The 25,235-nt window shown below is 69.5% G+C and carries 23 protein-coding genes and 1 tRNA gene; 9 read left to right on the top strand and 15 right to left on the bottom strand.

Annotation, left to right across the window (positions count from 1 at the left end; translation table 11 throughout):
* Positions 1-4: 4 nt before the first annotated feature.
* A complete protein-coding gene (locus tag G361_RS0119855) occupies positions 5-841 on the bottom strand; it encodes a MerR family transcriptional regulator (protein WP_019928856.1) in 837 nt (278 codons plus the stop codon).
* Between the two features lie 188 nt (positions 842-1,029).
* On the opposite strand from G361_RS0119855, the gene G361_RS0119860 reads away from it, so the two are divergent.
* Positions 1,030-2,352, top strand: a complete 1,323-nt coding sequence (locus G361_RS0119860; RefSeq protein WP_019928857.1) for a deoxyribodipyrimidine photo-lyase — start codon at positions 1,030-1,032, stop codon at positions 2,350-2,352.
* 102 nt (positions 2,353-2,454) lie between these two features.
* Positions 2,455-2,619, top strand: coding sequence for a hypothetical protein (locus G361_RS50430; protein WP_196814512.1), 165 nt, complete (start codon positions 2,455-2,457; stop codon positions 2,617-2,619).
* Here the strand turns inward: G361_RS50430 and G361_RS0119870 are convergent.
* On the bottom strand, positions 2,616-3,179 hold the full coding sequence (locus G361_RS0119870) for a TIGR03086 family metal-binding protein (protein ID WP_019928859.1): 564 nt from the start codon (positions 3,177-3,179) through the stop codon (positions 2,616-2,618). The two genes, G361_RS50430 and G361_RS0119870, sit on opposite strands and share 4 nt — an antisense overlap.
* A 76-nt stretch (positions 3,180-3,255) precedes the next feature.
* On the opposite strand from G361_RS0119870, the gene G361_RS0119875 reads away from it, so the two are divergent.
* Positions 3,256-3,852, top strand: coding sequence for a TetR/AcrR family transcriptional regulator (locus tag G361_RS0119875; RefSeq protein WP_019928860.1), 597 nt, complete (start codon positions 3,256-3,258; stop codon positions 3,850-3,852).
* A 38-nt stretch (positions 3,853-3,890) separates the two neighbouring features.
* Here the strand turns inward: G361_RS0119875 and G361_RS0119880 are convergent, their stop codons facing one another.
* From G361_RS0119880 to G361_RS0119895, 3 genes are all read right to left on the bottom strand, one after another.
* Complete coding sequence (locus tag G361_RS0119880; RefSeq protein WP_026343268.1) at positions 3,891-4,094, bottom strand: hypothetical protein; 204 nt, start codon at positions 4,092-4,094, stop codon at positions 3,891-3,893.
* Positions 4,095-4,237: 143 nt separating this feature from the next.
* Entirely contained in the window at positions 4,238-4,846 is a 609-nt protein-coding gene (locus G361_RS0119885; RefSeq protein ID WP_019928862.1) for a TetR/AcrR family transcriptional regulator, read from the bottom strand.
* A 203-nt stretch (positions 4,847-5,049) separates the two neighbouring features.
* Positions 5,050-6,153 (bottom strand): alpha/beta hydrolase, encoded by a 1,104-nt coding sequence (locus tag G361_RS0119895; RefSeq protein WP_369797904.1) that lies wholly within the window; start codon positions 6,151-6,153, stop codon positions 5,050-5,052.
* Between the two features lie 294 nt (positions 6,154-6,447).
* On the opposite strand from G361_RS0119895, the gene G361_RS48415 reads away from it, so the two are divergent.
* The gene (locus G361_RS48415; RefSeq protein WP_155981512.1) at positions 6,448-6,732 is read left to right on the top strand and encodes a hypothetical protein; all 285 of its coding nucleotides are present in this window, start codon (positions 6,448-6,450) and stop codon (positions 6,730-6,732) included.
* Between the two features lie 63 nt (positions 6,733-6,795).
* Here G361_RS48415 and G361_RS0119905 read toward each other — a convergent pair whose 3' ends face one another.
* Complete coding sequence (locus G361_RS0119905; protein ID WP_019928866.1) at positions 6,796-8,817, bottom strand: glycosyltransferase family 39 protein; 2,022 nt, start codon at positions 8,815-8,817, stop codon at positions 6,796-6,798.
* A gap of 156 nt (positions 8,818-8,973) precedes the next feature.
* Between G361_RS0119905 and G361_RS0119910 the strand changes: the two genes are divergently transcribed.
* Positions 8,974-9,046: transfer RNA gene (locus G361_RS0119910), tRNA-Gly, on the top strand.
* Positions 9,047-9,108: 62 nt separating this feature from the next.
* On the opposite strand, the gene G361_RS0119915 is transcribed toward G361_RS0119910, so the two are convergent.
* The 3 genes from G361_RS0119915 to G361_RS0119925 all read right to left on the bottom strand — a co-directional run bounded on the left by G361_RS0119915 (position 9,109) and on the right by G361_RS0119925 (position 14,161).
* Positions 9,109-11,073, bottom strand: a complete 1,965-nt coding sequence (locus G361_RS0119915) for a glycosyltransferase family 39 protein (RefSeq protein ID WP_019928867.1) — start codon at positions 11,071-11,073, stop codon at positions 9,109-9,111.
* Between the two features lie 141 nt (positions 11,074-11,214).
* A complete protein-coding gene (locus G361_RS51015) occupies positions 11,215-13,428 on the bottom strand; it encodes a cell wall metabolism sensor histidine kinase WalK (protein ID WP_052172684.1) in 2,214 nt (737 codons plus the stop codon).
* Entirely contained in the window at positions 13,406-14,161 is a 756-nt protein-coding gene (locus tag G361_RS0119925) for a response regulator transcription factor (protein WP_019928868.1), read from the bottom strand. The genes G361_RS51015 and G361_RS0119925 overlap by 23 nt, the downstream gene beginning before the upstream one ends.
* A 228-nt stretch (positions 14,162-14,389) precedes the next feature.
* Here G361_RS0119925 and G361_RS47070 point away from each other — a divergent pair, with 228 nt between their 5' ends.
* Both G361_RS47070 and G361_RS0119940 read left to right on the top strand, forming a co-directional pair.
* Positions 14,390-15,214 (top strand): hypothetical protein, encoded by an 825-nt coding sequence (locus G361_RS47070; protein ID WP_019928869.1) that lies wholly within the window; start codon positions 14,390-14,392, stop codon positions 15,212-15,214.
* 596 nt (positions 15,215-15,810) lie between these two features.
* Complete coding sequence (locus tag G361_RS0119940; protein WP_019928871.1) at positions 15,811-16,050, top strand: hypothetical protein; 240 nt, start codon at positions 15,811-15,813, stop codon at positions 16,048-16,050.
* 122 nt (positions 16,051-16,172) lie between these two features.
* Here G361_RS0119940 and G361_RS0119945 read toward each other — a convergent pair whose 3' ends face one another.
* The 6 genes from G361_RS0119945 to ectB form a co-directional block, all read right to left on the bottom strand.
* Entirely contained in the window at positions 16,173-17,330 is a 1,158-nt protein-coding gene (locus tag G361_RS0119945) for an ROK family transcriptional regulator (protein ID WP_019928872.1), read from the bottom strand.
* A gap of 201 nt (positions 17,331-17,531) precedes the next feature.
* Entirely contained in the window at positions 17,532-19,043 is a 1,512-nt protein-coding gene (locus G361_RS0119950) for a sugar ABC transporter permease (RefSeq protein WP_019928873.1), read from the bottom strand.
* Between the two features lie 16 nt (positions 19,044-19,059).
* Positions 19,060-19,833, bottom strand: coding sequence for an ATP-binding cassette domain-containing protein (locus G361_RS0119955; RefSeq protein WP_019928874.1), 774 nt, complete (start codon positions 19,831-19,833; stop codon positions 19,060-19,062).
* Between the two features lie 30 nt (positions 19,834-19,863).
* The gene (locus G361_RS0119960) at positions 19,864-20,985 is read right to left on the bottom strand and encodes a sugar ABC transporter substrate-binding protein (protein WP_026343270.1); all 1,122 of its coding nucleotides are present in this window, start codon (positions 20,983-20,985) and stop codon (positions 19,864-19,866) included.
* Positions 20,986-21,121: 136 nt separating this feature from the next.
* Positions 21,122-21,931: an IclR family transcriptional regulator gene (locus G361_RS0119965; RefSeq protein WP_019928876.1), complete on the bottom strand. Its 810-nt coding sequence runs from the start codon at positions 21,929-21,931 to the stop codon at positions 21,122-21,124.
* Positions 21,932-22,034: 103 nt separating this feature from the next.
* Entirely contained in the window at positions 22,035-23,336 is a 1,302-nt protein-coding gene (gene ectB, locus G361_RS0119970) for a diaminobutyrate--2-oxoglutarate transaminase (RefSeq protein ID WP_019928877.1), read from the bottom strand.
* 205 nt (positions 23,337-23,541) lie between these two features.
* On the opposite strand from ectB, the gene G361_RS0119975 reads away from it, so the two are divergent.
* Together G361_RS0119975 and G361_RS0119980 are read left to right on the top strand one after the other, a co-directional pair.
* A complete protein-coding gene (locus G361_RS0119975) occupies positions 23,542-24,348 on the top strand; it encodes an ABC-2 family transporter protein (protein ID WP_036495261.1) in 807 nt (268 codons plus the stop codon).
* Entirely contained in the window at positions 24,341-25,168 is an 828-nt protein-coding gene (locus tag G361_RS0119980) for an ABC transporter permease (RefSeq protein WP_019928879.1), read from the top strand. Before G361_RS0119975 ends, G361_RS0119980 begins: the two co-directional genes overlap by 8 nt.
* The last annotated feature ends 67 nt before the right edge of the window (positions 25,169-25,235 follow it).

The following is a 25,235-nucleotide window of genomic DNA, read 5'->3' on the forward strand; positions in this document are numbered from 1 at the left end:
GGCTTCAGAGCAGATATTCGACCGCCTCGAGCAGCGATCCCACCGGCCGGACACCGTCGGGCAGCAGCGCCGTCGACCAGCCCGGCCCACCGACCAGCACCCGCGCGCCGGTATCGGTGCAGGCACGGATCGCCGAGACCAGGGCCGTCGATTCCTGCTGGGACCACAGCAGTACGGCGGCCGGGCCGGGTGTGCGGCCGAGGGCGTCGCGCAGCGCCTCGGTGGGCACGTTCGCGCCGAGCATCAGCGCGGCGACCTCCCGTTCGGCCAGCGCGGCGCGCAGCGCTTCCAGTGGCAGCGAATGGGTTTCGCCGCTGGTGCAGGCCAGGATCACCGCCGTGCGCGCCGGCGACGCGGGGAAGGTCTGCTGGAACGCCGACGCGATACACCACGACAGCAGGTGCTCGACATCGATACAGCCTGTGCCACGGGCCTGTTCGGCGACGATCTCGCCGAATGCCGGGCGGCACAAGCCCTCCCAGGTGTCGATCACCCCGTAGGCCCGCAGGTGTGCGATGAGCAACCGGGTCACGGTCTCGGCGTCCAGCGCGAATCCGGCGGCCAGCAGGGCGGTGTGGTCGCCGACCACCGGTAGCGGACCGCGGGCCGCCTCCGCGGCGCCGGCGGGGCTGACCCCGGCGCGGACCAGCTGCAGCATGCGCTCCAGCGCGGCGATATCGGTCTCGGTGTACAGGCGGTGTCGGCCCGGCTGATGTCCGGAGGGGCCGATGCCGTAGCGCTGGGTCCAGCTGCGCAGCGTCGCCGTCGGGACGCCGAGCCGCTCGGCTACCGCGCCGACGGTGTACCCGGCGCGTGGATCTGAGACGGAACCGGCGGGCATGCCTTCATTGTGCCTGCGGGCCGGTGATGTGGTTCCCCGAACGGACGCATCGTTTGTGCATCGATAGTGCGCTATGGTGGAGCAGAGGTGTCGAGTCCAGGCACGGGCCGCACCGCGTCGGCGAGACGGGATCCGCGTCATGATCACCCGCCCCGGCCGCACAACGAATCCCGGAAGGAAGTACGTCGATGTGCGTGACCATCGCCCTGTTCACCCGCGATCTGCGGGTGCACGACAATCCGATGCTGGCGGCGGCATGCAGGGAGGGCGCCGCCGTGGTCCCGCTGTTCGTCGTCGACGACGAATTGATCGAGCGCACCGCCGCCGCACCCAACCGGATGCGATTCCTCGCCGCCGCGCTGGCCGAACTCGACGAGGGGCTGCGAGCGCACGGCGGCCACCTGGTGGTCCGGCACGGCGACGTCGTGGACGTGGTCGACCAGGTCGCCGCGGAGGCGCATGCGGAGAGCGTGCACATCGCCATCGATGTCAGCCGGTACTCCCGGCACCGCGAGCAGCGGTTGCGGGAACGGCTGGAGGAGCGCAACTGCCTGCTGCACACCCACGGCTCGTCGATCACCGCCGTGGACCGCGCGGACCTGTCCCCGGCGACGGGCCGGGATCATTTCGCCGTCTTCACCCCGTACTACCGGCGGTGGCAGGAGATCCCGCTGCGCAAACCGATGCGGCCGCCGCACGACCTGGTGGTGCCGCGCATACCGTCGGATCCGCTGCCCGATTTCGCGGACGGCGCCGAGGGCAGTTCGCCCGGCCTCCGGGTCGGCGGCGAGGCGACCGGTCGCAAACTGCTGAACCGCTGGCTGGCGGGCCCGATCGAGGAGTACGACACCCGCAACGACGAGCTGGGCGCCGACGCCACCTCGCATCTGTCGCCGTATCTGCACTTCGGCTGCCTGTCGGCGACGGAGATCGTGTCCCGGGCCGACACCGCGCAGCCCGGCGCGGAGGCGTTCGTCCGGCAGCTGGCCTGGCGTGACTTCCATCACCAGGTGCTCTCCGCGCGGCCCGAGGTGGCCTGGCACGACTACCGGCCGCGCGATGTCCGGTGGCGCGCCGATCCCACGGCCGTGGCGGCCTGGTGCGAGGGCCGCACCGGATATCCCGTGGTCGACGCGGGCCTGCGGCAATTGCGGGCCGAGGGATGGATGCCGGGTCGCGCCCGGTTGATCGCGGCCAGCTTCCTGACCAAATCCCTGGGCGTGGATTGGCGGGTCGGCGCGCGGCATTTCCTGCACTGGCTGGTCGACGCCGATGTCGCCAACAACCAGTTGAACTGGCAGTGGGTCGCCGGCACCGGAACCGACACCCGGCCCAACCGGGTGCTCAATCCGATCCTGCAGGCACAGCGGCACGATCCCGAGGGTGCGTATGTCCGCCGGTGGATCCCGGAGCTGGCCGATGTCCCCGACGACGCGGTGCACCGGCCGTGGCGCGCACCCATGGCGGCGCCGTCGTATCCGCCGCCGCTGATCGAGTGCAAGGGCATGTGATCGGCCGGTCCGGCGTGGTGTTCGTCGCGTTCGTCCGTGGTGACGTGGCAGGCTGGGACGAGTGCGGGCGACGCCCCGACCGAGCCGAGAGGATTCATCTCCATGTGCCAACCCGTTCCCTGCACCACCTGTGGCAAGACCACCTGGGCCGGTTGCGGCCAGCACGTCGACCAGGTCCGGGCCGCCGTCCCGGCCGAGCAGTGGTGCCCCGGCCACCCGGCGGCGGGCCCAGGTAAGAACCTGTTCCAGCGCGTCCTCGGCCGCTAGACGGTCACCGCACTCCACCGCGGATCGCGGCCGAGGAGTGCGGCGATGTTGTCCATCGCGGGGCGGTCGGGATCCTCGGCCAGCCGCGCCGCGTAGACACCGTCCGGACCGTTGAGCGGACTTCCCGCAGCGGTCGCGACACGGGCCATCGGCAACGCCGCGGCGGTGAGCCGGTCCGGTACGGGACAGGGACGATCCAGCGCGCGGGCGATGTCCCAGCGATGGACGAGCATGTCGACGACATGGATCGACAGCACGCGATCGACCGGCACGGCGCCGCGGTCCGGCAGCGGCACGGTGTCACCGGTGCGTTCCATGGCGGCCAGCCAGCGCCCGCCCACACGGGCGAATCCGTCCCGGGGATCCGCGGCGTCGTCGGCGGTATCGGCGAATATCGCGGTGGTGACGGCCTCGTGCCGCTCGTTCATGTGCCGCAGCAGATCCGCGACGTTCCAGCCGGTACAGGGGGTCGGCCGGTCGAGTTCGGCCTCGGTGAGCATCGCCACATCGTGGGCGATCAGGGCCAGGGCGGTCGCGTCGAGTCGCAGCAGGGCAGTCATGGTCCACCTTCGGAGAAATAGCGTACGGTCGTTCTCCATCTAACATTAGCGAACGATCGAACGCTATAGTGGAGCCATGTCACCCCGCCATTCCCTCGCCGAGGCCGCCCGCACCCGCGACCGGATCGTCGGATACGCCGTCGCGGAGGCGTCGCGGGTCGGGCTGGAGGGGCTGACCATCGGCACCCTGGCCGACGGGCTCGGCATGAGCAAGTCCGGGATCGTCGGCCCGTTCGGCTCCCGTGAGCAGTTGCAGATCGAGGCGCTCGACCGCGCGGGCGGAATCTTCCGGGCGGCGGTGATCGAACCGGTGGCGGGACTGCCGGCGGGTCCAGACCGGCTGGCCCGGCTGATCGACGCGTGGATCGGCTATCTCGCCGACTGTCCGTTCCCCGGCGGCTGTTTCGTCACCGCCGCCTCGACCGAATTCGACGGCCGGCCGGGACCGCTGCGGGATCACCTGCGCACCGCGGTCACCACCTGGCGTTCCCGGCTGTCCGGCGAAATCGCCGCCGCCCGAGTCGAATCCGCGCACCGCTCGCCGGACGAGGCCGCGACCGTGCTCATCGGCATCTCGATGGCCGTCAACCAGGAGATCCAGCTGCTCGACGAGCCCGACGCGGCCGAACGCGGACGGGCCGCCATGCGGGCCGCCGTGGGCCTTCCGCAATAGTTTGCGAAAAGCGTTTCAGCACAAAGGAATCGAGACTGTTACGGACTCGGTTGCGGCAGCACGCATTCCGACATCTTCGGGTGGATGCCGATGTAGTTCAACGGTCCCGCTACCACATTCAGCAGGACGGTCGCGAAATCCGCGCAGTTGTCGGACGGATGGGTCAGATATCCGCGCTGGAGCGCGGCGACGAGGCCGAGGATCAGCCAGACGAAGACGAACAACGAAAACCAACGGCTCACCACGGCAGCTCCTGTCTCCTACCGGAAACAGTACCGTACACGGCTGAACCTGTCGCGAAACACGTTGCGCCACAGCCATTCTGCAAACCCGCCGAGCCGGATTCCGTGATCCGCCGGTGGCCGGGATCGGCGCGGCCCGCCCGTCACTCCGTCCGGCGCAGCCCACCCAGCAGCCGGAGCATCACGTCCGAACATTCCGCGCGGACCCGTTCCTTCTCGGCCGGGTCCGCCTCCGCGATCACCAGGCCCGCGCCACCGATCATCTCGTAGAACAACCGGATCGTGGTGGTCTCCGCCCGGCGCTCGAGATATCCGTTGTTCATCAACGCGAGTACGAACGCCTCGACCAGGGCGTAGGAATGTTCGTGCTCGCATCGGCGCCAGCCCTCCCAGCCCAGCGCCAGCGGACCCTCCTGCCAGACCAGCTTGCCGTACACCGGATCGCACGATTCGGTGAGGAATGCGTCGAGCGCGGCCGTCGCGGCCACCACCGGCTCCGGGAACTGTGCCGCCACCAGGGTCACGCGCTGCACCACCGCGGTACCCAGCCGATCCAGCACCGCCTCGAAAAGCGCCTTCTTACTTGCGAAATGGTGATAGACGGCACCACGGGTCAGCAGGCCGGCGGTCGCGATCTCGTCGAGCGAGGTACCGGCGAAACCCTTCTCGGCAAACAACCGGGTGGCCTCGTCGAGCAGTGCTTCCCGGGTGGCCTCGGAGTACAGCTCGCGACGACTCTTCACGTTCGACACGGGTCAAGCATACTCATCGGTCCAGCATTGACCTACGCAGAGTCATCTCACATACTCCGCGTATGAGCTCTGCTTCGGACATGTCGCCGTCCGCGGATACGAGCAGGTGCGTCGACCGCGTCGACCCGCACGACAGCAGGGGGATCGCGCCGCGTATCCGCCCGACCCACCGGATGGTGCGACGGGCGGATGCGCCGGGGTGATCAGCCGATGTTCGCGGACAGGTCCGGCACCATCCGGTTGACCTCACCCGCCCAGTTGTTCCACTCGTGGATTCCGGCGGCCGGGAAGTCGTAGGTGATGTTCGAGCCGCCCAGGGTGCCCATCCGCACCTGGAACGCGCGGGTGTTCACCAGCGCCAGCGCCTCCAGGCCCATACCGTTGACGGTGTTCAGGTTCGGGCCGTCACCGGCGGCGGGCAGGCCGCTGGCCGCGGACACCCACATTCGGGTGCCGTTGTGGATCAGCTGCGGTGCGAAGACGAACGGATCCATGCGCAGCCACTTCTTGTCCCACGGCGGGGCCATCGAGTCGACGTTGTAGCCGCCGGCGTCGATCATCGCGGTCCGGATCGCATCCCGCATACCGGGTGCGGACAGGTTGAGGTAGCCGGAGAACGATCCGGCGTAGCTGAACTGGTCCGGGTGGTAGGCCGCCAGGGTCAGCGCGGCGCTGCCGCCCATGGACAGGCCGAAGATGCCGTTGCGGGCGGCGGCGAAGCCGAGCCGGTCCCGCAGCGCGTTGCGCAGGTCCTGGGTGAGGAAGGTCTCCCACTTGTAGGTGTAGGACTTGCCCGGTCCGGTGTTGGCCAGCACCTGCAGGCCGCCGGAGCCCGACGACGACCCCGAGGAGGAGCCGTTGCCCGAACCACCGGACGAGCCGCTGCCGGAGCCGGTGCCGAAGAAGCTGCTCGGCGCGTTCCAGTCGGTGTAGAAGCTGGACTGGCCGCCGATCGGCATGACGACGTTGATATTCGCGGCGGTCAGCGTGCGGGCGATCTCGGTGTTGATCTCCCAGCCGCTCAGGTCCTCGCGGGCCCGCATACCGTCGAGCGCGTAGACCACCCGGCTGGTGTTGCCGTCCGCGGCCCGGAAGATCCGGGACTTGATCGGACCCATGCTGGAGTCGACGTAGAAGTCGAATCCGTCCGGATCGAGGGCGGCCGCGGCGGTACCCGCGCCGATCAGGGCCGTGCCCGATCCGACCAGCGCCGTGGTCACCGGGACCAGCATCGCCAGCACCAGCGCGTATACCCAGGCTCGTACTCTCGGCAGCTTCCGCCGCCGAGTGGAGTCGAAATTCCCCATCTGCATCCGTTCGTCGACCTTTCACTTCAACACGCCGCGGCTGACACTCCGGAGGCGGAAAAATCGACCCGTGCGGTGTGACGTTTGGACGCACCGGCGGACCGAGCCTCGACCGGCACTCTCTGGCAAGTATTCGGCAATCTAGCACCTTCCGTTACCTTTTTGTGACGCAGATCGCTACGTCGGCTACCAGCGCTTCGGCGAGTCGATGGGCATATGCCGCTCGGATCGGCACAATCGGCATCTAGCTCATAAGTAGCTGTGAACGTCCTACCGATGAAGAGGAGCGTGTGCATGAAGGTGAAGTCGACGCTTGCCCGAACCGCCCTGGCCGGTGGAGTGGCGATGGCGGCGCTGGGGATGGGGGCGGGCATCGCCGTCGCCGATCCGAACGCGGAGCAGTCGTCACCGAACCAGCAGCAGGACCAGCAGAGCCAGCAGGCTCAGCAGGGTCAGTCGCAGCAGCAGGGCCAGGCGCAGCCGGGTCAGCCGAGCCAGCAGGCACCGCAGTTGCAGCCGCAGGGTCAGCCGGGACACGGTTTCTCGCTGTTCGGTACCTGGATTCCGCTGCCTTTCTGATTCTCGCCACAGCCAGAGGCCCGGCGCTTCCTCGCGGAGCGCCGGGCCTCGTGTCGTCGGCCGTCAGGAGGCCGGCGCGGTCAGGTCGTAGACCGCGGTCCCGCCGACCGTGGTCGCCGAGTAGTGCTGCTGCACCCACGCCGTGATCTGGGACGCCACTCCCGACCCACCGCCGGGGCCCATGCCGCCGCCCGCGACGAAGTAGTGGACGTCACCGTCGGCCACGTACTGCTGGAACTGTGCCAGCGTCGGCGAGGCGTCGCTGCCGGTGAAACCGCCGATCGCCATCACCGAGGCGCCGGTGTTCAGCTCCAGCCCCGCCGCGGACTGAGCGCTGATGGTGGCGGCCGCCCAGCGGAACCCGCCGGAATTCGTCAGCAACTGCTCGACGGCGGCGTTGTCGGTGCTGCCGCCGGGGCCACCGAAGCCGCCGCGACTCGCACCGGTGCCGGTCGAACCGTCGGCGGCGGCGTTGTCGGTGCCTGCGTTGTTCGAGCCCGGACCATTCGAGCTGCCACCGCCGGGTGCCGTGCCACCCCCCGGCGCACCCATTCCGCCGGGTCCGCCGAAGCCGTGGCCGGTGCTCGGTCCCGAGGAGGGCATCGAGCCGGTGTGCGCGGTCGCCACCGTCTCGATCGTGTAGGCGGTCGATCCCGCCAGCCCGAACAGCAGTCCGGCCGCGGCCACGATCACCGTCAACCGGCCCAGCTGATGCAGTCCCACGATGGTCACCGCGGCGACCACGATCGCGCCGATCAGCACGATCCAGCGCAGCGCCGGATACCAGTCCGGGGTGCGGTCCAGCAGCACCCAGTTCCAGATCCCGGTGGCCGCGAGCATCGCGCCCAGTACCACCCGCGCGCCGAGAGTCGCACGGCCACGCCACAATTCGGTCAGGCCGACACCCAGCACCGCGGCGATGGCCGGCGCCAGCGCGACCGTGTAGTAGGGGTGCATCGTGCCCTGCATGTAGCTGAACACCACCATGGTGACCATCAGCCAGCCGCCCCACAGCAGCAGCGCGGCCCGGGTGCGTCCGGTGCGCGGGTCGCGGCGGGTGAACCACAGCCCGGCCACCAGGCCGATCAGCGCCGCGGGCAGCAGCCAGGAGATCTCGGTACCGATCTGGTCGGCGAACAGGCGGGTCGGACCGGTGGCGCCGCCGAAACTGCCGCCACCACCGCCACCGCCGCCGTGATTGCCCGATCCGCCGAACACCCGGCCGAGACCGTTGTAGTCCATCGCCAGTTCCCACAGGCTGTTGCTGGTGGAACCACCGATATAGGGCCGCGACGCGGACGGCCACAGTTCGACCAGCGCGACGAACCAGCCGGCGGACACCACCAGCGCGAGCACCGCACCCGCCAGGGCGAACACCCGCCGCCGCAGGCCGGTCGGCGCGGCGAGCAGGAACACCAGGCCGAAGGCGGGCAGCACCAGGAACGCCTGCATCATCTTCGCCAGAAATCCGAAGCCCAGCGCCACGCCGGTCAGCGCCAGCCAGCGGCCGCTGCCGGTCTCGGTGGCCCGCACGGTGCAGTACGCGGCGGCGCACAGCAGGAACACCAGCAGCGCATCCGGATTGTTGAACCGGAACATCAACGCCGCCACCGGAGTCAGCGCCAACAGGCTACCGGCCAGCAAGCCCGCGGCAGGTCCGTTCCAGCGGCGCACGGTCGCGTACACCAGCGCGACGGAGGTCACCCCCATCAGCGCCTCGGGCAGCAGCATGGCGAAGGAGCCGAATCCGAACAGCCTGCCCGACAGGCCCATCACCCACAGCGCCGCGGGCGGCTTGTCGACGGTGATGGAGTCGCCGGCGTCCAGCGCACCGAACAGCAGCGCCTTCCAGCTCTTCGTCCCGGCCTGCACCGCGGCCGCGTAATAGTCGTTGCCCCAACCGTTTCGGGTGAGACCGACCAGATACAGCGTCGCGGTCGCGACCAGCAGGCCGAACAATCCGGGCCGTGCCCAGCGCGGCTGATCGGGTGGTCCGAAGAACCATCGGTGGCGCGGCCGGGTCGGTCGCGGGGGTGCCGGATCGGCGGGACGGGCCCGCCGCACGGGGGTTTCGATGAGCGTCATATCAGGTCCTCTCCTGCGTCCACTCCATCGTCGGCCCGCCGGTTACGGCCGAGATTTGTCCGCGCCGAGAGTTCGCTGGGAACCAGCGCGACCTGGTGATTCGCGGTTTCACTCGCGCTTGGGCTATCGTTCTTTCTCGTTGCCGGAAGGCGACATGCGGATGTAGCGCAGTTGGTAGCGCATCACCTTGCCAAGGTGAGGGTCGCGGGTTCGAATCCCGTCATCCGCTCGCACACACAGTGGCCCCGGAAGCATCGCGCTTCCGGGGCCGCCGTATTTTCGTCCGGCCGGTCAGGACCCCGTGGTGAGGTCGTAGATCGTGACGCCGTCGATCGTCTGCGCGGTGAAGTTGGCCTTCACCCAGGCGGCGATCTCCGTCGACTCGGTGCTGCCGCCGCTGTTCGCGCCGCGCATACCACCCATCACCGATCCGTCGATGTAGTAGTGAATCCTGTGCTGCGCCACGTAGTTCCGGAACTGATCCAGGGTGGGGGCGGGATCGGTGGCGTTGTAACCGCCGATCGCCATGACCGGATCACGGGTCGCCAGCTGATAGGTGGCGGCGTTGTTGGAGCCCGCCGTGGCCGCGACCCAGGTGTAGTCGCCCGCATTCGCTTCCAGCGCCGCGACCACCTGCGTGTTCGCCTTGTCGGATCCGAACATGCCGCCCATCGGCCCGCCCGGTCCACCGGGCCCGGTTGTGCCGTTGCTGGTCGCACCGATGCCGGACGCACCCGGCGCACCACCGCCGGAATTCGGGCCGCCGGGTACACCCGGCGTACCACCGCCGGTGCGCGAACCACCGAAAGCCTTGCCGGAGTTGCCGTTCCGATTGCCGCCACCGGGCGGGCCGTGCCGGCCGCCGAAGCCGAAGCCACCCGGGCCCGCCGACGGGATCGGACCGCCGTGGGTCGTCGCCGCTGTCGCGATCGAGTAGGCCGCGGGGCCGGCCAGCGCCGCGCCGACGGCCAGCAGGACCGCGATCGCCGCCACCACCCGCGGCAGCCGTCCGGCGAACAGCACCGCCACCGCCGCGGCGACTCCCGCGATGGTCACCACCGGCATCAGCCACGAATTCCATTGCGGGGTACGGCGCAGCAGGACGTCGGCCAGCACCACCGTCACCACCAGCGTGCCCGACAGTACGGCGGTCGCACGAATATCGTTGCGGCGCTGCCACATCAGGTACGCACCCACACCCACCGCGCCGCCGACGGCCGGTGCCAGCGCGACGGTGTAGTAGGGATGCAGAATTCCGTTGGCGTAGCTGAAGACCGCGCCGGTGACGAGCAGCCAGCCCAGCCACAGCACCAGCGCCGCCCGCGCGACGTCGGTGCGAGGCGCCTTGCGCAGCACCCACAGTCCGGCCACACCCAGGATCAGCGCCGCCGGGATCAGCCAGGCGATGTCGCCGCCCATCTCGTCACCGAACAGCCGGTCCCAGCCGACGTCGAAGTTCGTGTTGCCCAATCCGCCGGTCTCGTTGCCGGTGATGCGGCCGACGCCGTTGTAACCCAGCGCCAATTCGAGCACGCTGTTGTGCTGGGAGCCGCCGATATACGGCCGCGAGCTCGCGGGCCACAGCGCCACCAGCAGTAGATACCACCCCGCCGACACCACCAGCGCCGCCAGCGCGGTCGCCGAGCGCCACATCCGCTTACCCCAACCACCGTGTGCCGCAAGCAGATACGCGGCGGCGAAGGCCGGCAGCACCAGGAAGGCCTGCATCATCTTGGCGAGGAAGGCGAAGCCGACCGCCGCACCGGCCAGCGGTAACCACCATGCGGCGGCGTCCTTCTCGACCGCCCGCAGCACGCAGTAGGCCGCCACCGTGAGCATCAGCACCAGCAGCGAATCCGGATTGTCGTAGCGGAACATCAACGCCGACACGGGTGTCAGGGCCAGTATCGCGCCGGCGAGCAGCCCGGCGCCGTGCCCGCCGACCCGGCGCACCGCGGCGTACAGGACGGCCACCGCCGCGACGCCCTCCAGGGCCTGCGGCACCAGCAGACTCCACGCGTTGAAGCCGAACAGGCGCGCCGAGAGATCCATCACCCACAGCGCGCCGGGGGTCTTGTCCACGGTGATCGCGTCGGCCGCGTCACTGGAGCCGAACAGCATGGCCTTCCAGCTCGTCGACCCCGCCTGCACCGCCGCGGCGTAGAACTGGTTGGCCCAGCCGCCGGCGCCGAGGTCCCACAGATACAGCACCGCGGTAGCCAGGAGCAGCGCGGTCACCGAGAGCCGCCGCCACATCGCCGTCCGATCCCGCACCGGCCGCGGCGACCGGGCGGGCGGAGCCACAGGTTCCAATACAGTCGTCGTCACATCCACGATCCTGCGGACGATTCGTGCCACCGGGCTGCGCCGAAGCTGTGCGTTCCCTGTGAGCCCCGGTCAATTCGAATCCGGTGATCCCGCCTGTCCGGGCAACCGGACGGTGAAGGCCGTAGCGCCGGGCACACTGTCGACGGCGATGGTGCCGCCGTGGGCCTTCACCACCGCCGCGACGATGGCCAGCCCCAGTCCGGTACTGCCGGCCTGGCGGGACCGCGACGAGTCACCGCGGGCGAAACGCTCGAACACCTCGGGTTGCAGATGCTCCGGAATGCCCGGACCGTCGTCGCACACCCGCCACACCGCACCGTCGCCCGCGAAGTCCAGCGATACCGTGACCGTGGTCCCCGGCGGGGTGTGCACGCGCGCGTTGGTCAGCAGATTCGACAGCACCTGATGCAGCCGGGCGCCGTCGCCGGCCACCACCACCGGCTCGTCGGGCAGATCCAGATCCCAGCGATGCCCGCGACCGGCGATGTGGGCATCGCTGATGGCGTCGACGGTGAGCTGGGACAGATCCACCGGACCGCATTCCAGGGATCGGCCGGAATCCAGCCGCGCCAACAGCAGCATGTCCTCGACCAGCGCCGACATCCGGCGGGCGGCGGCGTCGACCCGGTCCATCGCATCCGCGGCCTGAGCCGACATGTCGCGCCGATCCCGTTGTGCCAGTTCGGTATAGCCGCGGATGGCGGCCAGCGGGGTACGCAGTTCGTGGCTGGCGTCGGCGAGGAACTGCCGGACACGGGTCTCGCTGGCGTGCCGCGACGACAGCGCGTCGGCGATGTGATCGAGCATCCGGTTCACCGCGGCGCCGAGCCGGCCGACCTCGGTGGCCGGATCGGCGTCACCGTTCGGTACCCGTACCGGCAGCGCCACCTCACCGCGATCCAGCTGCAGGTCCGCGACTTTCGACGCGGTCACCGCGACCCGGGTCAGGGGGTTCAGCGACCGGCTGATCAGCCAGACGCCGAGGGTGATCGAGATACTCAGCGCGACCGCGGTGACGACCACGGTCACCAGTAGCGCGCGCATCAGGATCGCGTCCACACCGGCCATCGGCAGACCGGTGACGACCACCGTGCCGTCCCAGGTGGGGTCGGCGATGATCCGGTAGCGACCGGCGCCGTCGAGGCTCACGGTCATCGGCACGCTGTCGGCGGGCATCTGCGCGAGTTGCCGTTTCGCGGCGGCGGACAGATCGCTCTGGGTGCCGTCGACGCCGATGCGGCCCGCGGCGGTGACGATGCCGTGGTCGAGGATCGCGCCGACCGAACCGGATTGGATGCCACCCCGATGCAGGAAGGACGGGCCCGAATTACCGCTGCGCACAGGCTGATTCGCGGGCTTCGGGTCCGGGGACACCTGGGCGGGCACGGTGCGGGCCGGGGCCGGTGAACCGGCGATGATCCCCCGCATACCGCCACCCGGCATGCCGTGGCCGCCACCCGGCACGGATCCGAATCCGCCGGGGCCGAGGCCCGGTCCTGTCTGGCCGGGATTGCTTCCTGTCCCGAGCCCGGAGCCCCCGCCGTTGCCCGAACCGCCGGAACCGCCGCCGTTCCCGGAGCCCCCGTTCCCGGAACCACCACCGCCGGAACCGCCGCCGTTCCCGGAGCCCCCGTTCCCGGAACCACCACTGCCGGAACCGTTCCCGTCGCCGTCACCGTTCCCGGAACCGCCGCCGTTGCCGGAACCACCACCGTTCCCCGAACCACCGCCATTGCCGGAGCCGTTCCCGGAACCACCGCCGTTACCGTTCCCGGCATTACCGCCCCGCCCCGGCGGCGAATTTCCCGGCGGCGGCACGTTCGCCTGATCATCGGACCGTCCACCGGGCGGATCCGGGGGCAGCGGCCGCCCGTTGTCGTAATCCCCGCCGACGAGCGGAGGCTGCCGGATCACCCCGCCCGGCGGCGCGGCCGGCTCCGAACCCTCGGCGGTGTCCGGTGCCGGCGACGCCGGCCCGGCCGGTGCGACCGTCGCGGTCTGCGTCTCCGCGGCCGGCGCCGGAGGCCACGGCAGTTCGGTGGGCCGCGGTCCCAGCCGGGGACCGCCGCCGACATCCATCAGCGACGGATTCTGCAGGTCGTACAGCTGCACATCGAGTTGATGAACGAGGAACTGCTGCAACGCGATCTCGGTCACCGCGCCGACCCCGGTCACCACGGCGACCAGCAGCAGTACCTGCCCGATCAGCAGGCGCAGCCGCAGCGACCAGGGCCGCCAGAGCCGGAAGCGGCGCGAGAACTCAGCCGGCCGGCTTGAGCACATAGCCGGATCCGCGCAGCGTGTGGATCATCGGCTCGCGGCCGTTGTCGATCTTCTTGCGTAGATAGGACACATACAACTCCACGATGTTCGAGCGGCCACCGAAGTCGTAACTCCACACCCGGTCCAGGATCTGAGCCTTGCTGAGCACCCGCTTCGGATTGCGCATGAAGAATCGCAGCAGTTCGAATTCGGTGGAGGTGAGCTGGATCGGCTCACCGTCGCGGGTCACCTCGTGACTGTCCTCGTCCAGCACCAGATCGCCGACCACGAGTTGCGCGCCGGCGTCGCGGCCGCTGATGCCGGTCCGCCGCAGCAACGCCCGCAGCCGCAGCACGACCTCCTCGATGCTGAACGGCTTGGTGACGTAGTCGTCGCCGCCCGCGGTCAGCCCAGCGATCCGGTCCTCGACCGAATCCTTGGCGGTGAGCAGCAGCACCGGCAGATGCGGGATGTGCTTGCGCAACCGCAGCAGCACATCCAGCCCGGTCATATCCGGCAGCATGACATCCAGCACCACGACGTCGGGCCGCAGATCCCGGGCCTTCGAGATCGCCGATCGTCCGTCACCGGCGCTCGCGGACTCCCAGCCCTCGTACCGCAATGCCATGCACAACATCTCCGCCAGCATGGGCTCGTCGTCGACGACGAGAACACTGATCGGGCTACCGTCGGCGCGGCGCATCACGGTTCGTTCGGTCTGGGTATTGGTACTGCTCGTGGGCACCCGGCACATCCTTCATGTGAGAGCTCGGTGCCAGCTTGGCTGAACCTGTGCGCAACCTGTGAAATGCCTGGTGGTGACATCGGGCCTCGTCACAGGATGCCATACACACAGCGAATCCCCAGCCGTGCACAGTCAACCCGGACGACCGCCACAGCACCCGCAGAACTTCGCCATCCACGGTGGGACCAAGCGCGGCCGGCGATGCCGCGACGATCCCGCAACCGAGGAGCAACGACCATGACCCAGCCTCCGACCGAGCCGTCCGGCCCCGAACCCCGCCCCGGCACACCCGAATACGCCGACCCCCACCACCCGACCGAACCGATCCCCGCACCCCCGGGACAACAAACCTGGGGCGCCCCACAACAGTCGTCCTCCCCCGGGACCGCGAAGAAGTCCCTGGCCGCCGTCGGCATAGCGGCCGTCATCGCCGCGGGCGGCGCCGGCGTGATCTACGCCGCCTCCGGCCACTCGAACACCGAACACGGCCCCGGCGGCGGTCCGGGCACGGCCATGAACGGCGCCCCCGGCGGCCGGTCCCAGCGCGGGCAACAGGGCACCGACGGCCGGACCGAACCGGCCCGCGGCACCGGCCTCGCCGCCGCCCTGCACGGCCAGTTCGTGGTGGCCGAAGGCAGCACCTACGTGACCGAGACGACCCAACTCGGCACCGTCACAGCGGTCTCCGCGGAGTCGATCACGGCGAAGAGCGCCGACGACTACACCCAGACCTACACCATCACCGCCTCCACCACAGGCGCCTCGGCGGTGAAGGTCGGCGACACGATCCGCATCCTGGGCACCGGCGCCAACGGCACCTCGACCGCCACCACGATCACCGAGGGCACCGGCGGTAACGGCAGCGGCTTCGGCACCGGCCGCCGCGGCGCAGGCGGAAACGGCGCGCTGGCCGACCCCGGCAACCAATCCGGCGGTCCCGGATTCGGCGCCCCCGGCCGAACCGGCAACACCCCGAACCAATTCGGCAACGCCCCAGGCCAATTCGGCAACGGCAACGTCCCGACCCTCCCACCCGGCGCCCAGCCCCCCACCGCCGGCTGAGCCGAATCGGCAGCAACCCGAGCCGGTTCGGCAGGAGCCCAATGCGATTCGGCGACACCGTGAGAGAAGGACGACTCTCCCATCCGATGCCCTGCCGCCGTCCGCAGCCGATCCGGTTCGAGCCACCGACCGGTGTGCCGCCCGCCACAGCGCGGCACGCCGGTCCGTGAGTGCCATGATCGGCGGCCACGCCGACAGTTGCTATTGCCGCATGGCGACGACGAATCCGATTCGTGGCACAACCCAAAGCTCGCGCCGGGACGCCGAGGAGCGATTCGAGGATGCCACCGACCGATCAGAAGGTCGAGTGGTCCGAGTCCATCCCGACGACGCCGAACGTCACCGATACGCGGTTGCGCTACGCGATGCCCTGCACCGCTGTGCCGCTCGGAACGCATCCGAGAGCGAAATCCGCTGGGCCGAACTGGAATTCTGAGCCGGGAATCGTGTCCGGATCAGCGGACTCTCAGCCATCCATAACCGTTGCACAGCTTGTACCAAGTGCGGGCCGACATGGCGTCGAGAGACTCGGGTTCGCCGGGCGGCAGTGGTCGGCCGGTGGACTCGGACCTGGTCCGATCGAGGAGAGGACGTATATGGCTATCAAAGCGAAGCTGGTGAAGACCGCCGTCGCCGGTGGTGTGTTGCTCAGCGCGCTGGGCTTCGGCGCGGCCGTGGCGAATGCCGATCCCGGTCCGGGCGGACCGCCCCCGCAGGGGCAGTGCGGCCCGCCGCCCGGTGATCATCAGGGTCCGCCGCCCGGCGCTCCGCAGGGTCCCCCGCCGGGTGATCCCCAGGGTCCGCCGCCGGGCTGCCCGCCGCCGCCCGGACAGTAGCCGATCCGCGGACAGCCCTGCGCCCGGGTGGCGCGGGGCTGTCCGCATGTCCGGGTCCCGATGGCCGTAGGTCCTGCGGCGCAACAGTTTCGGTGACACTCGGGCCCGGCGGTGAGCCGGGTTCAGACCGCGGTGAGGACGTCCTCGAAGGCCGCTTCCGCCGCGCCGAGCAGTTTGAGATCGGCTCCCAGACTGGACTTCTCGATGCGGATGCCGCCGATCGCGCGGCTGATCATGCTGCGGCGGTGGATCTCCTGTTCGGCGAGGGTCACCACCGCGTCGGGCAGCGTCGTGAACAGGTCGCCGAGTACCACCAGTTCCGGGCCCAGGATGTTGACCACGTTGACCAGTCCCAGGATCAGCCAGTCGAGGTATTCACCGAGCCGGCCGGCCGGATCGGAAACCCGTTGCAGCCGGCGCATTTCCGCGACGATCGCCCCGCGCGGGGCCATCGCGTCGAGGCCGAGGGTGCGGCGCAGCGCGGCCTCGCCGACCTCGGTCTCCCAGCAGCCCTCGTTGCCGCAGTGGCACAGCCGGCCACCGGGATTCACGGTCATGTGGCCGATCTCGCCGAGATAGCCGGCCGAACCGCGCAACAGCCCGCCCTGCGCGATGATGCCGCCGCCGACACCTACGTCGGCCGAGACGAACACCGCGTCCGAGGCGCCGCGACCGACGCCGCGGACATATTCTGCGAGCGCGCCGAATTCGGCGTCGTTGCCGACCACCACCGGTATTCCGAGGGCGGTGCGCATCCGATCCCCGAACGGCACCTGCGTCCAGCCCAGATTCGACGCGTCGTGCACGAGTCCGTCGCCGCGGCGCACCACGCCCGGTACCGAGATGCCCGCCGCCACCGGGCGCACTCCCAGATCGCTGACCAGCAGTGCGGCCGATTCGGCCACATGCGTCACGACCTCCTCCGGATCCCGTTGCCGCCCATGCAGATTCCAGCTGTTGCGGCCGAGGATCTGGCCGCCCAGCCCGACCAGCGCGACCCCGGCGTGTTCCACCTGGACATCCACCGCGAGCACCACCACGGCCTGGGCCTGCGGCAGTACCAGCAGCGAGGGCCGGCCCGCGCCCTGCGCCAGCCGCGGCACCCGCTCCTCCACCACCCCGTCGACGGCCAGGCCGTCGACGAGCATCTTGATCGTGGACCGGTTCAGGCCCAATTCCGTTGCCAGCGCAGCACGCGTCGCCGGGCCACCCGTGTGCAGCAGACGCAGCAGGCTGGCCCGGTTGAATCGGCGGACCTCGTCCGGACGGGCGACGGTCATGGCCTCATCAATAGCACTGCGGGCCCCTCATCTCGCCACCGCCACCACCACGAATCCGGACGCGAGCGGGCCCCGGCGGACCGCCCGGCCGAAAACTCAACCGGGACAAGACCGCCGGGGCATCCGGCGAAACGGCCGGGGTGCCGGCGGGTCGAACGCCGACGATCCGCAGGCACCCCGGCCGTTTCGCCGCCCGCACACTCATCGACCGGTGGCCGCCGCCCGCCGCCGGGACAGCGCGTCGACCGTGGCCGCCAGCAACAACACCAGACCGGTGACGATCGAGACGACCGCCGCCGGCTGCCGCAACAGACCCAGCCCGTTGGACACCACGGCCAGCACCGCGCCGCCGATGACCGCGTCCGCCACCCGGCCCCGGCCGCCGAACAGCGAGGTACCGCCGATCACCGCCGCGCCGACCGCGAACAGCAGTGTGTTCAACCCGCCGGCCTGCGGATCCACCGAACCCACCTTCGACGAGTAGACGATGGCGCCGATCGCGGCACAGCCGGAGCAGATCGCGAAGGCGCTGGCGCGCAACCGGACCACGTTGATCCCGGCCCGGCGCGCCGCCTCGTTGTTGCCGCCGGTGGCGTAGAGATGCCGGCCGTAGGTGGTCCGGTTGAGCACATAGGTGCCCACCACGAGCAGCACCAGGATGAGCGGCACCACATACGGCACCCCGGAGATCCGGATCAGCGCGCTGGGTGAGCGATTCACCGACAGCAGCGCCGTGGCCACCGCGGCCAGCACACCCACCGCGGACACCTTGAGCACCACCAGCAGCGTCGGCTGCGTCACCAGACCCTTTGCCCGCCTGCGGAAGTGGCCGACCAGGGTGACCGTCGCGTAGCCGCCGGCACCGACGACGAACAGCACCCAACTCGCGGCCACCGACAGATTGCCGTTGGCCACCTCGTCCAGCACGTGCGAGGAACTGATCCCCAGCACGCCGCCCTGGCCGATCAACTGCAGGATGGCGCCCTGCCAGGCCAGGAACAGCGCCAGCGTCACCACGAACGACGGCATGCCGATCCGGGCGATGAGGAATCCGGTGATACAGCCGATCGCGGTGCCCACGCACACCGCCAGCAGCATCTCGATCCACGGATTGGCATGGAATCCGCACACCGTCAGCACCACACCCAGCAGCGACATCGCCACACCCGGCCAGATCCGCAGCAGTCCGGCCAGCACCGCCGCCAGCACCAGCAGGGCATTGAAGACGACGAAGACCGTATTACCCATGCCCGACAACAGATTCCCGTTGTCGACGTAGTGCATGGCCAGCACCGCGCCGGCCACGCCGGACGCGGTGCCGGCGGACAGGTCGATCTCGCCGAGCAACAGGACGTACACGATGCCCATCGCGATGATGGTCTGGCCCGCGCCCTGTGCCAGCAGGTTGGCGATGTTGTTCAGCGAGAAGAACACATCCGACAACACGCTGAACAGCACGATCAGCACCACCAGCCCGAGAATCGCAGGCAGCGAACCTATCTCACCGCCCCTCACGCGGGCGAGATAGGCGCGCACGGCCTCCGCCGTGGACACGGTGGTGGTGTCGATGCCGAAATCGGCGATCGCGGACTGGGCCGGATCGGTACCGGCGGGCTCTGCCGCGGAGCGGTTGGTGTCCGAGGCCGCGGAGCGGTTGGTGTCCGAGGCCGGGGAGCCGTCGGCGTTCGAGCCGGGGGCCGAAACTTGTGTCATCACACTGTCTTTCCTGCTAGAGCACCGCGGACTCGGGCCGGGCCAGGCCCAGTTCGCCCGAGCGGCCCGCGGTGATCAGTTCCACGACCTGGTTCTGGGTGACGTCGGCGGTGCGCACCTGCGCCGCCATCCGCCCCAGGTACAGCACCGCGATCCGGTCGGCGACCTCGAACACGTCGGCCAGGTTGTGGCTGATCAGCACCACGCCCAGGCCCTGTTCGGCCAGCCGCCGGACCAGATCCAGCACCTGCCGGGTCTGGGCGACGCCCAGCGCCGCGGTCGGCTCGTCGAGGAGTACCAGATTGCTGTTCCACAGCACGGCTTTCGCGATCGCGACGGTCTGCCGTTGTCCGCCCGACAGTGCGGACACCGGCGTGCGCACGGATTTCACCGTGCGCACCGCCAGCGAGGCGAGGGTGCGCCGGGCCGCGTCCTCCATGCCGGCCTCGTCCAGGAACCACGGCTTGCCGCGTTCCCGGCCGAGGAACATGTTCTGCACGATGTCGAGGTTGTCGGCCAGGGCCAGATCCTGGTAGACGACCTCGATACCCAGCTCCGCCGCGTCCTTCGGCCCGCGCATCTGCACGTCGGCCCCGTTGAACCGGATGGTGCCCGAATCGGCCGGATGGATTCCGGCGATACATTTCACCAGGGTCGACTTGCCGGCGCCGTTGTCACCCACCAGTGCGGTGACTTCCCCTGCGGGAGCGGTGAATTCGACATCGTGCAGGACATGGACGGCACCGAAGCTCTTGTTCAGCCCGGTGATGTGCAGCAGCGGTTCGCTCATGGTCTTCCTCGAATGGACGATGCGGACGACTCAGGAGATCCCGAGCTGACCGCAGGCCGCCGACACATCGCCGGAGCACAGATCGGACGCCTTGATGTAGCCCTGGTCGACGACCTGCTTGACCTCGGCCTTGGTGACCAGGTGCGGGGTCAGCAGCACCGACTTCACGTCCCGGTTGCCCTTGGTGTCCTTGCTGACGGCGGTGGCCAGCGCGTCGGCGCTCGCCTTGTCGCCCTTGACCAGTGCGGACGCGAGCTTGGCGGCGGCGTCGGCCTCGTCCTGGATCGGCTTGAACACCGTCATGTACTGGTCGCCGCGCAGGATCGCCTTGAGGCCGTCGGCGGTGGCATCCTGACCGGTGACCGGCACCTTGCCGTTCAGGCCGTTCTTCTTCAGCACGGTGATGATGGCGCCGGCGAGGCCGTCGTTGGCCGCCACGACGCCGTCGACCTTGCCGCCGTTACCGGTGAGCAGCTGTTCGAAGACCTGGCCGCCCTTCTGGTTGTCCCACTCGTCGATCGGCTGGCTGTGCACCAGCTTCAGCGCGCCGGAATCGTAGAGCGGCTTGAGCACCTTCTCCTGGCCGTCGTGGAACAGGGTGGCGTTGTTGTCGGTGGGGGCACCCTCGATCTCGATCACCTGCGCGCCGGGCTTGTCCTTCAGCGCGGTGGCCAGGCCCTGGCCCTGCAACTGGCCGACGCCGACGTTGTCGAAGGACACGTAGTAGTCCGACGAACCGCCGAGGTTGAGCCGGTCGTAGTCGATGGTCGGGATACCGGCCTTCTTCGCCTTGTTGGCGACGGCGGTGCCGACCTCGCTGTTGATGGACGCGATGACCAGCACCTTCACCCCCTTGGCGATCATGCCGTCGGCGAGGGTGCTGAACTTCTGCACATCGCCCTGCGCGTTCTGGATGTCGGCGTCGAAGCCCTGGGCCTTGAACGCCTTCTGCAGCATCGGCCGGTCGAAGCCCTCCCAGCGGGCCGAGGTGGCGGTCTCGGGCAGGATGACACCGACGGTGCCGTTCCCGCCCCCACCCCCGGAACCACCGGTCGAGGAGCTGCTACCGGAAGAGGAGTTGGAACCACACGCGGCCAGGGTCAGCAGACCGGCCAGGGCCACGGCAACGGCGCCGAGCGCTTTCGTCCTCATCAGATGCACCTTTCGAGCTGGCGGCCGAACACCGGCCCGTCGGGTACGGATGTGGCGTCGGCCATATGTTGTAGCCAACAACATATGCGACCCACGGCTCACCGAGTGTCACAATTATGCAACGGTGTGGTTCAGCTCACAATGTGCCCGTGCGCAGCGGGCGCGGATCCTCCGACATCACCGCCAGCTCGCTGACCCGGCGATCCGCCAGCGCACGGCAGATGCGCACCCCGGCGGCCCGGACCGCGGGCACCATCGCCGTCGCCGATTCGGTATTGGGCAACACCACCGACAACGCGGCCATCACCTGGCCGTCCGCGGCCCGCAACGGTACGGCGATCGAGGTCGCGACGGGATCCATCAACCCCGGGCAGTAGGCCGCGCCGGCCCGGCGCACCCGGCTCAGCACCATCCGCAGCGCCCGGGGATCGGTGACGGTGTGCGGGGTGTAGGCGCGCAGCGGCTCGGCCAGCACCGCCTCCTGCACATCGGCGGGGGCGTGCGCGAGCAGCACCAGGCCCGGCGCGGACGCGTGCAGCGGCAGCCGGCTCGCGGTCGACACCGCGCTGCGCACCGCGATCGGCGCGGATAGCTGCTCGACGATCAGCACCTCGTGCCCCTCGCGCACGCCGAGATGGACGTGCTGGCCGATGCGGGCGTGCAGTTCGGTCATGAACGGCATGGCCGTGCGGGACAGTTCCCGCATCGGCGCGGCCCGGCTGACCATCTCCCACATCCGCACGCCGATCCACACCCGCCGGTCGGCGTCGCGCTGCAACCAGCCGCGTTCGACGAGTTCGGCGACCATGCGCGACACCGTCGGCAGCGGGATGCCGGTGCGCTCGGACAGTTCGGACACCGTCGACGACCGGGTCTCCGGGCCGAACGCCTCGAACAACCGCGCCAGCCGGGAGAGCACGGATTCACCGTTGGAATATCTGGCCATGAGAGCGAGTCCTTCAGCCGAGCCGGATGCGAAGCGGTTGCCCGGCGCCGTGCCGTGGCCTGCCGACTGTGCCCGAGCAGATTCTCTTCCAGCTGTGGCGAACCTAGCTGCAGCCTGTGAACCCCGTCGCCACGACGTCGCTCACCGCCGGTGACCCCGCGCAGATCTCGTCCACCACCTCGGCGAGCAGGGTCAGGCCGTGGGCGAGTTCGTCCTCGGTGACGGTCAGCGGCGGCAGCAGTTTCACGACCTCGTCGTCGGGCCCGGAGGTCTCCACCAGCAACCCCCGGTCGAAGGCCAGCCGCGAAACCTTGCCCGCCACGGACACGTCCGTGAAGGCCAGCCCGTGCACCAGCCCGCGGCCACGCGCCGACACCCCCGGGTACCGCGCGGCCAGATCGTCGAGCGCGCGCCGCACCCGCTCCCCCAGCGCCAGGGTCGACGCGGTCAGGCCGTCGCCGGACCAGTAGTGCTCGAGCGCGACGCGGGCGGTGACGAATGCCGGATTGTTGCCACGGAAGGTGCCGTTGTGCTCGCCGGGCGCCCACTGGTCCCATTCCGGCCGCAGCAGCACCAGCGCCATCGGCAGCCCGTAGCCGCCGATCGACTTGGACAGCACGACGATGTCGGGGGTGATCCCGGCGGTCTCGAAGGAGAAGAACGGACCGGTCCGCCCGCACCCCATCTGCACATCGTCAACGATGAGCAGAATGCCTCGGGCGGAACACAATTCGGCGAGCGCGCGCAGCCACTGCCCGCTCGCCACGTTCACCCCGCCCTCCCCCTGGACGGTCTCCACGATCACCGCCGCGGGCTTGTCCAGCCCGGAGGCGGAATCGTCGAGCACCCGCCGCATCCAGGCCGGGCCCGCGCCGGGATCGCCGCCGAGGTACCCGTCGTAGGGCATCGGCACCGCGTGGGCGAGCGGTACGCCGGCGGCGGCGCGCTTGGCGGCGTTGCCGGTGACCGCGAGCGCGCCGAGGCTCACGCCGTGGAAGGAATTGGTGAAGTTCCAGATCGCGGTGCGGCCGGTGACCTTGCGCGCCAGCTTGAGTGCGGCCTCGACCGCATTCGCCCCGGTCGGCCCGGGGAACTGCACCTTGTAGTCCAAACCCCGCGGCACCAGCACGAGATCGCGCAGCGCGGCCAGCAGATCGCGTTTCGCGGTGGTGCTCATGTCCAGCGCGTGGGTGATGCCGTCGCGCGACAAGTACTCCAGCAGAGCCGATTTCAGCACCGGGTTGTTGTGGCCGTAGTTGAGCGAACCCGCGCCGGCGAAGAAGTCCAGGTATTCCCGGCCGTTCTCGTCGCGCAGCCAGGCGCCGCGGGCGGTGTCGAAGACCGTCGGCCACGCCCGGCAGTAACTGCGCACGTTCGATTCGAGTGCTTCGAAGACTGTGGTCATGGCGGTCCTTCGCCGAGCGGGAGCCGGGACCGGCCCCAATAATCTGAAATGTACCTGTTTCTAACATTGAACGGGGCGTGGCCACAAGAGTTTCGGCGAACCGCCAGGATCGCACCCCGGCCACCGCTCGGTATCACTTTCGGAACATTCGGGAGTCGGCAAACCGGTTGTGAACTCGAGCCGAGCACCATAGCGTGGTGTGATTGTGCGCGCACGACCCGACGTCTACTTTCGGTTGGTCGAAGCAGGTTTCCGCAGGCAATGGCACTATCGCCTGGCGATGTTCGCGGGGATGTTCACCAATGTGGTGTTCGGTCTGGTCCGCGCGTCGGTGATGCTGGCCGCGGTGCGGACCTCCGCCGGATTCGGCGGGTACACCCCCGATTCGATCGGCGCGTACGTCTGGCTGTCGCAGGGTCTGCTCGGCGCGCTCGGCGTGATGGGCCCGCCGCTGGATCTGGTCGAGCGGATCCGCAACGGCGACGTGGCCATCGACTTCCTGCGCCCGATCGACATCCAATTCTGCTATCTGGCCGGTGATCTCGGCCGGGCCGCCTGCACGCTGCTGCTGCGCGGGCTGCCGAGTGTGGCCGCGGGCATGCTGTTCCTGCAACTGGAGCCGCCGCACGCCATCCTGCCGTACCTGCTCGGTGCGATCAGTGTCGTACTGGCGGTGAGCATTTCGTTCCTCCTGCTGTTCGCCGTCGCACTGGCCGGATTCTGGCTGGTGGAGACCCGGGGCATCCGGTTGCTCTACCAGATCGTCGCGACATTCCTGGCGGGACTTTTCGTTCCCGTCCACCTGTTTCCCGGCTGGCTGCGTACACTGGCGAACCTCAGCCCGTTCCCGTCCCAGCTACAGGGACCGATCGACGTGCTGTCCGGGCATGCCACCGGGGGAGAGGCTGCGGGAATTCTTGTCGTACAGATTCTCTGGGTGATCGCCGCCCTCGCCATCGGCCGCGTTCTGTTGCGCGCCGGCCGCCGGAAGCTGGAGGTGCAGGGTGGGTGAGTCGGCGGCGGCACCGTACGGGAACTGGTTCACGCCCTACGGCGCCGTGCTCCGGTCCAGGATGCGGTCCCAGCGGGCCTACCCCCTGTCCTTCGCGGCGGATATGCTCTCGTCGTTGCTGGTCGGCGCCGTCGAATTCGCCGAGGTGTGGGTGATCTACCACAATGTCCGGATCCTCGGCGGGCTGGACATGAAGGGCATGCTGCTGCTGTTCGGGCTGAGCAACCTCAGCTTCGCGATCGCGCAGATCGCGGTCGGCCACACCGACACCCTGCCCACCTACATCCGCCTGGGCACCCTGGACGCCTTCCACCTGCGCCCGCAACCACTGCTGCTGCAACTGATCACCAGCGATATCTCCCTGCGCCGGCTCACCCGGGCCGCGGTCGCCGCGGCGGTCCTCTCCGCCGGTCTCGCCGAGAACGACATCCATTGGACCGTAAGCAAATTCGCTCTCCTGGCGGTCTCCCTGCCGGCCGGGGTCGCGAGTTTCGCCGGATTGTTCGTGGCCGCCGCCGGCCTGCAGTTCTTCCTGATCGACGGCGCCGAACTGACCAACAGCTTCACCTACGGCGGTTCCTTCGCCGCCCAGCAGCCGACCTCGGTATTCGGCCTCCCGCTGGCGATACTGTTCGGATTCGCCGTCCCCGTCGCCTTCATCGCGTATCTGCCCACGATCGCCGTGCTCGGCCTTCGTGGCCCCGATTGGCTGCCCGCCGGACTGGCGTGGGCGTCTCCGGGTGCTGCACTGTGGATCTGGGCTTTTGCACTGACGTTCTGGCAGCTGGGTGTACGGCACTATCAGGGAGGCGGCGGGTGAACGCTATCGAGATCCAGGAACTCACCAGACAATTCGTGTTGCGTCGACGGGACGAGGGGCGCAGGCG

The sequence above is a fragment of the Nocardia sp. BMG111209 genome, from assembly GCF_000381925.1.
In the GTDB taxonomy this organism is placed as follows: domain Bacteria; phylum Actinomycetota; class Actinomycetes; order Mycobacteriales; family Mycobacteriaceae; genus Nocardia.

What these genes read in the sequence shown, in the direction of transcription:
- G361_RS0119870 (WP_019928859.1), bottom strand. Translation starts at nt 3,179, where the DNA reads ATGACTGCCCTGCTGCGACTCGACGCGACCGCCCTGGCCCTGATCGCC.
- G361_RS0119905 (WP_019928866.1), bottom strand. Translation starts at nt 8,817, where the DNA reads ATGACGCTCATCGAAACCCCCGTGCGGCGGGCCCGTCCCGCCGATCCG.
- G361_RS0119895 (WP_369797904.1), bottom strand. Translation starts at nt 6,153, where the DNA reads ATGGGGAATTTCGACTCCACTCGGCGGCGGAAGCTGCCGAGAGTACGA.
- G361_RS0119955 (WP_019928874.1), bottom strand. Translation starts at nt 19,833, where the DNA reads ATGAGCGAACCGCTGCTGCACATCACCGGGCTGAACAAGAGCTTCGGT.
- G361_RS0119945 (WP_019928872.1), bottom strand. Translation starts at nt 17,330, where the DNA reads ATGACCGTCGCCCGTCCGGACGAGGTCCGCCGATTCAACCGGGCCAGC.
- G361_RS0119940 (WP_019928871.1), top strand. Translation starts at nt 15,811, where the DNA reads ATGGCTATCAAAGCGAAGCTGGTGAAGACCGCCGTCGCCGGTGGTGTG.
- G361_RS51015 (WP_052172684.1), bottom strand. Translation starts at nt 13,428, where the DNA reads ATGTGCTCAAGCCGGCCGGCTGAGTTCTCGCGCCGCTTCCGGCTCTGG.
- G361_RS48415 (WP_155981512.1), top strand. Translation starts at nt 6,448, where the DNA reads ATGAAGGTGAAGTCGACGCTTGCCCGAACCGCCCTGGCCGGTGGAGTG.
- G361_RS50430 (WP_196814512.1), top strand. Translation starts at nt 2,455, where the DNA reads ATGTGCCAACCCGTTCCCTGCACCACCTGTGGCAAGACCACCTGGGCC.
- G361_RS0119965 (WP_019928876.1), bottom strand. Translation starts at nt 21,931, where the DNA reads ATGGCCAGATATTCCAACGGTGAATCCGTGCTCTCCCGGCTGGCGCGG.
- ectB (WP_019928877.1), bottom strand. Translation starts at nt 23,336, where the DNA reads ATGACCACAGTCTTCGAAGCACTCGAATCGAACGTGCGCAGTTACTGC.
- G361_RS0119855 (WP_019928856.1), bottom strand. Translation starts at nt 841, where the DNA reads ATGCCCGCCGGTTCCGTCTCAGATCCACGCGCCGGGTACACCGTCGGC.
- G361_RS0119925 (WP_019928868.1), bottom strand. Translation starts at nt 14,161, where the DNA reads ATGTGCCGGGTGCCCACGAGCAGTACCAATACCCAGACCGAACGAACC.
- G361_RS0119875 (WP_019928860.1), top strand. Translation starts at nt 3,256, where the DNA reads ATGTCACCCCGCCATTCCCTCGCCGAGGCCGCCCGCACCCGCGACCGG.
- G361_RS0119860 (WP_019928857.1), top strand. Translation starts at nt 1,030, where the DNA reads ATGTGCGTGACCATCGCCCTGTTCACCCGCGATCTGCGGGTGCACGAC.
- G361_RS47070 (WP_019928869.1), top strand. Translation starts at nt 14,390, where the DNA reads ATGACCCAGCCTCCGACCGAGCCGTCCGGCCCCGAACCCCGCCCCGGC.
- G361_RS0119960 (WP_026343270.1), bottom strand. Translation starts at nt 20,985, where the DNA reads ATGAGGACGAAAGCGCTCGGCGCCGTTGCCGTGGCCCTGGCCGGTCTG.
- G361_RS0119950 (WP_019928873.1), bottom strand. Translation starts at nt 19,043, where the DNA reads ATGACACAAGTTTCGGCCCCCGGCTCGAACGCCGACGGCTCCCCGGCC.
- G361_RS0119915 (WP_019928867.1), bottom strand. Translation starts at nt 11,073, where the DNA reads ATGTGGCGGCGGCTCTCGGTGACCGCGCTGCTCCTGGCTACCGCGGTG.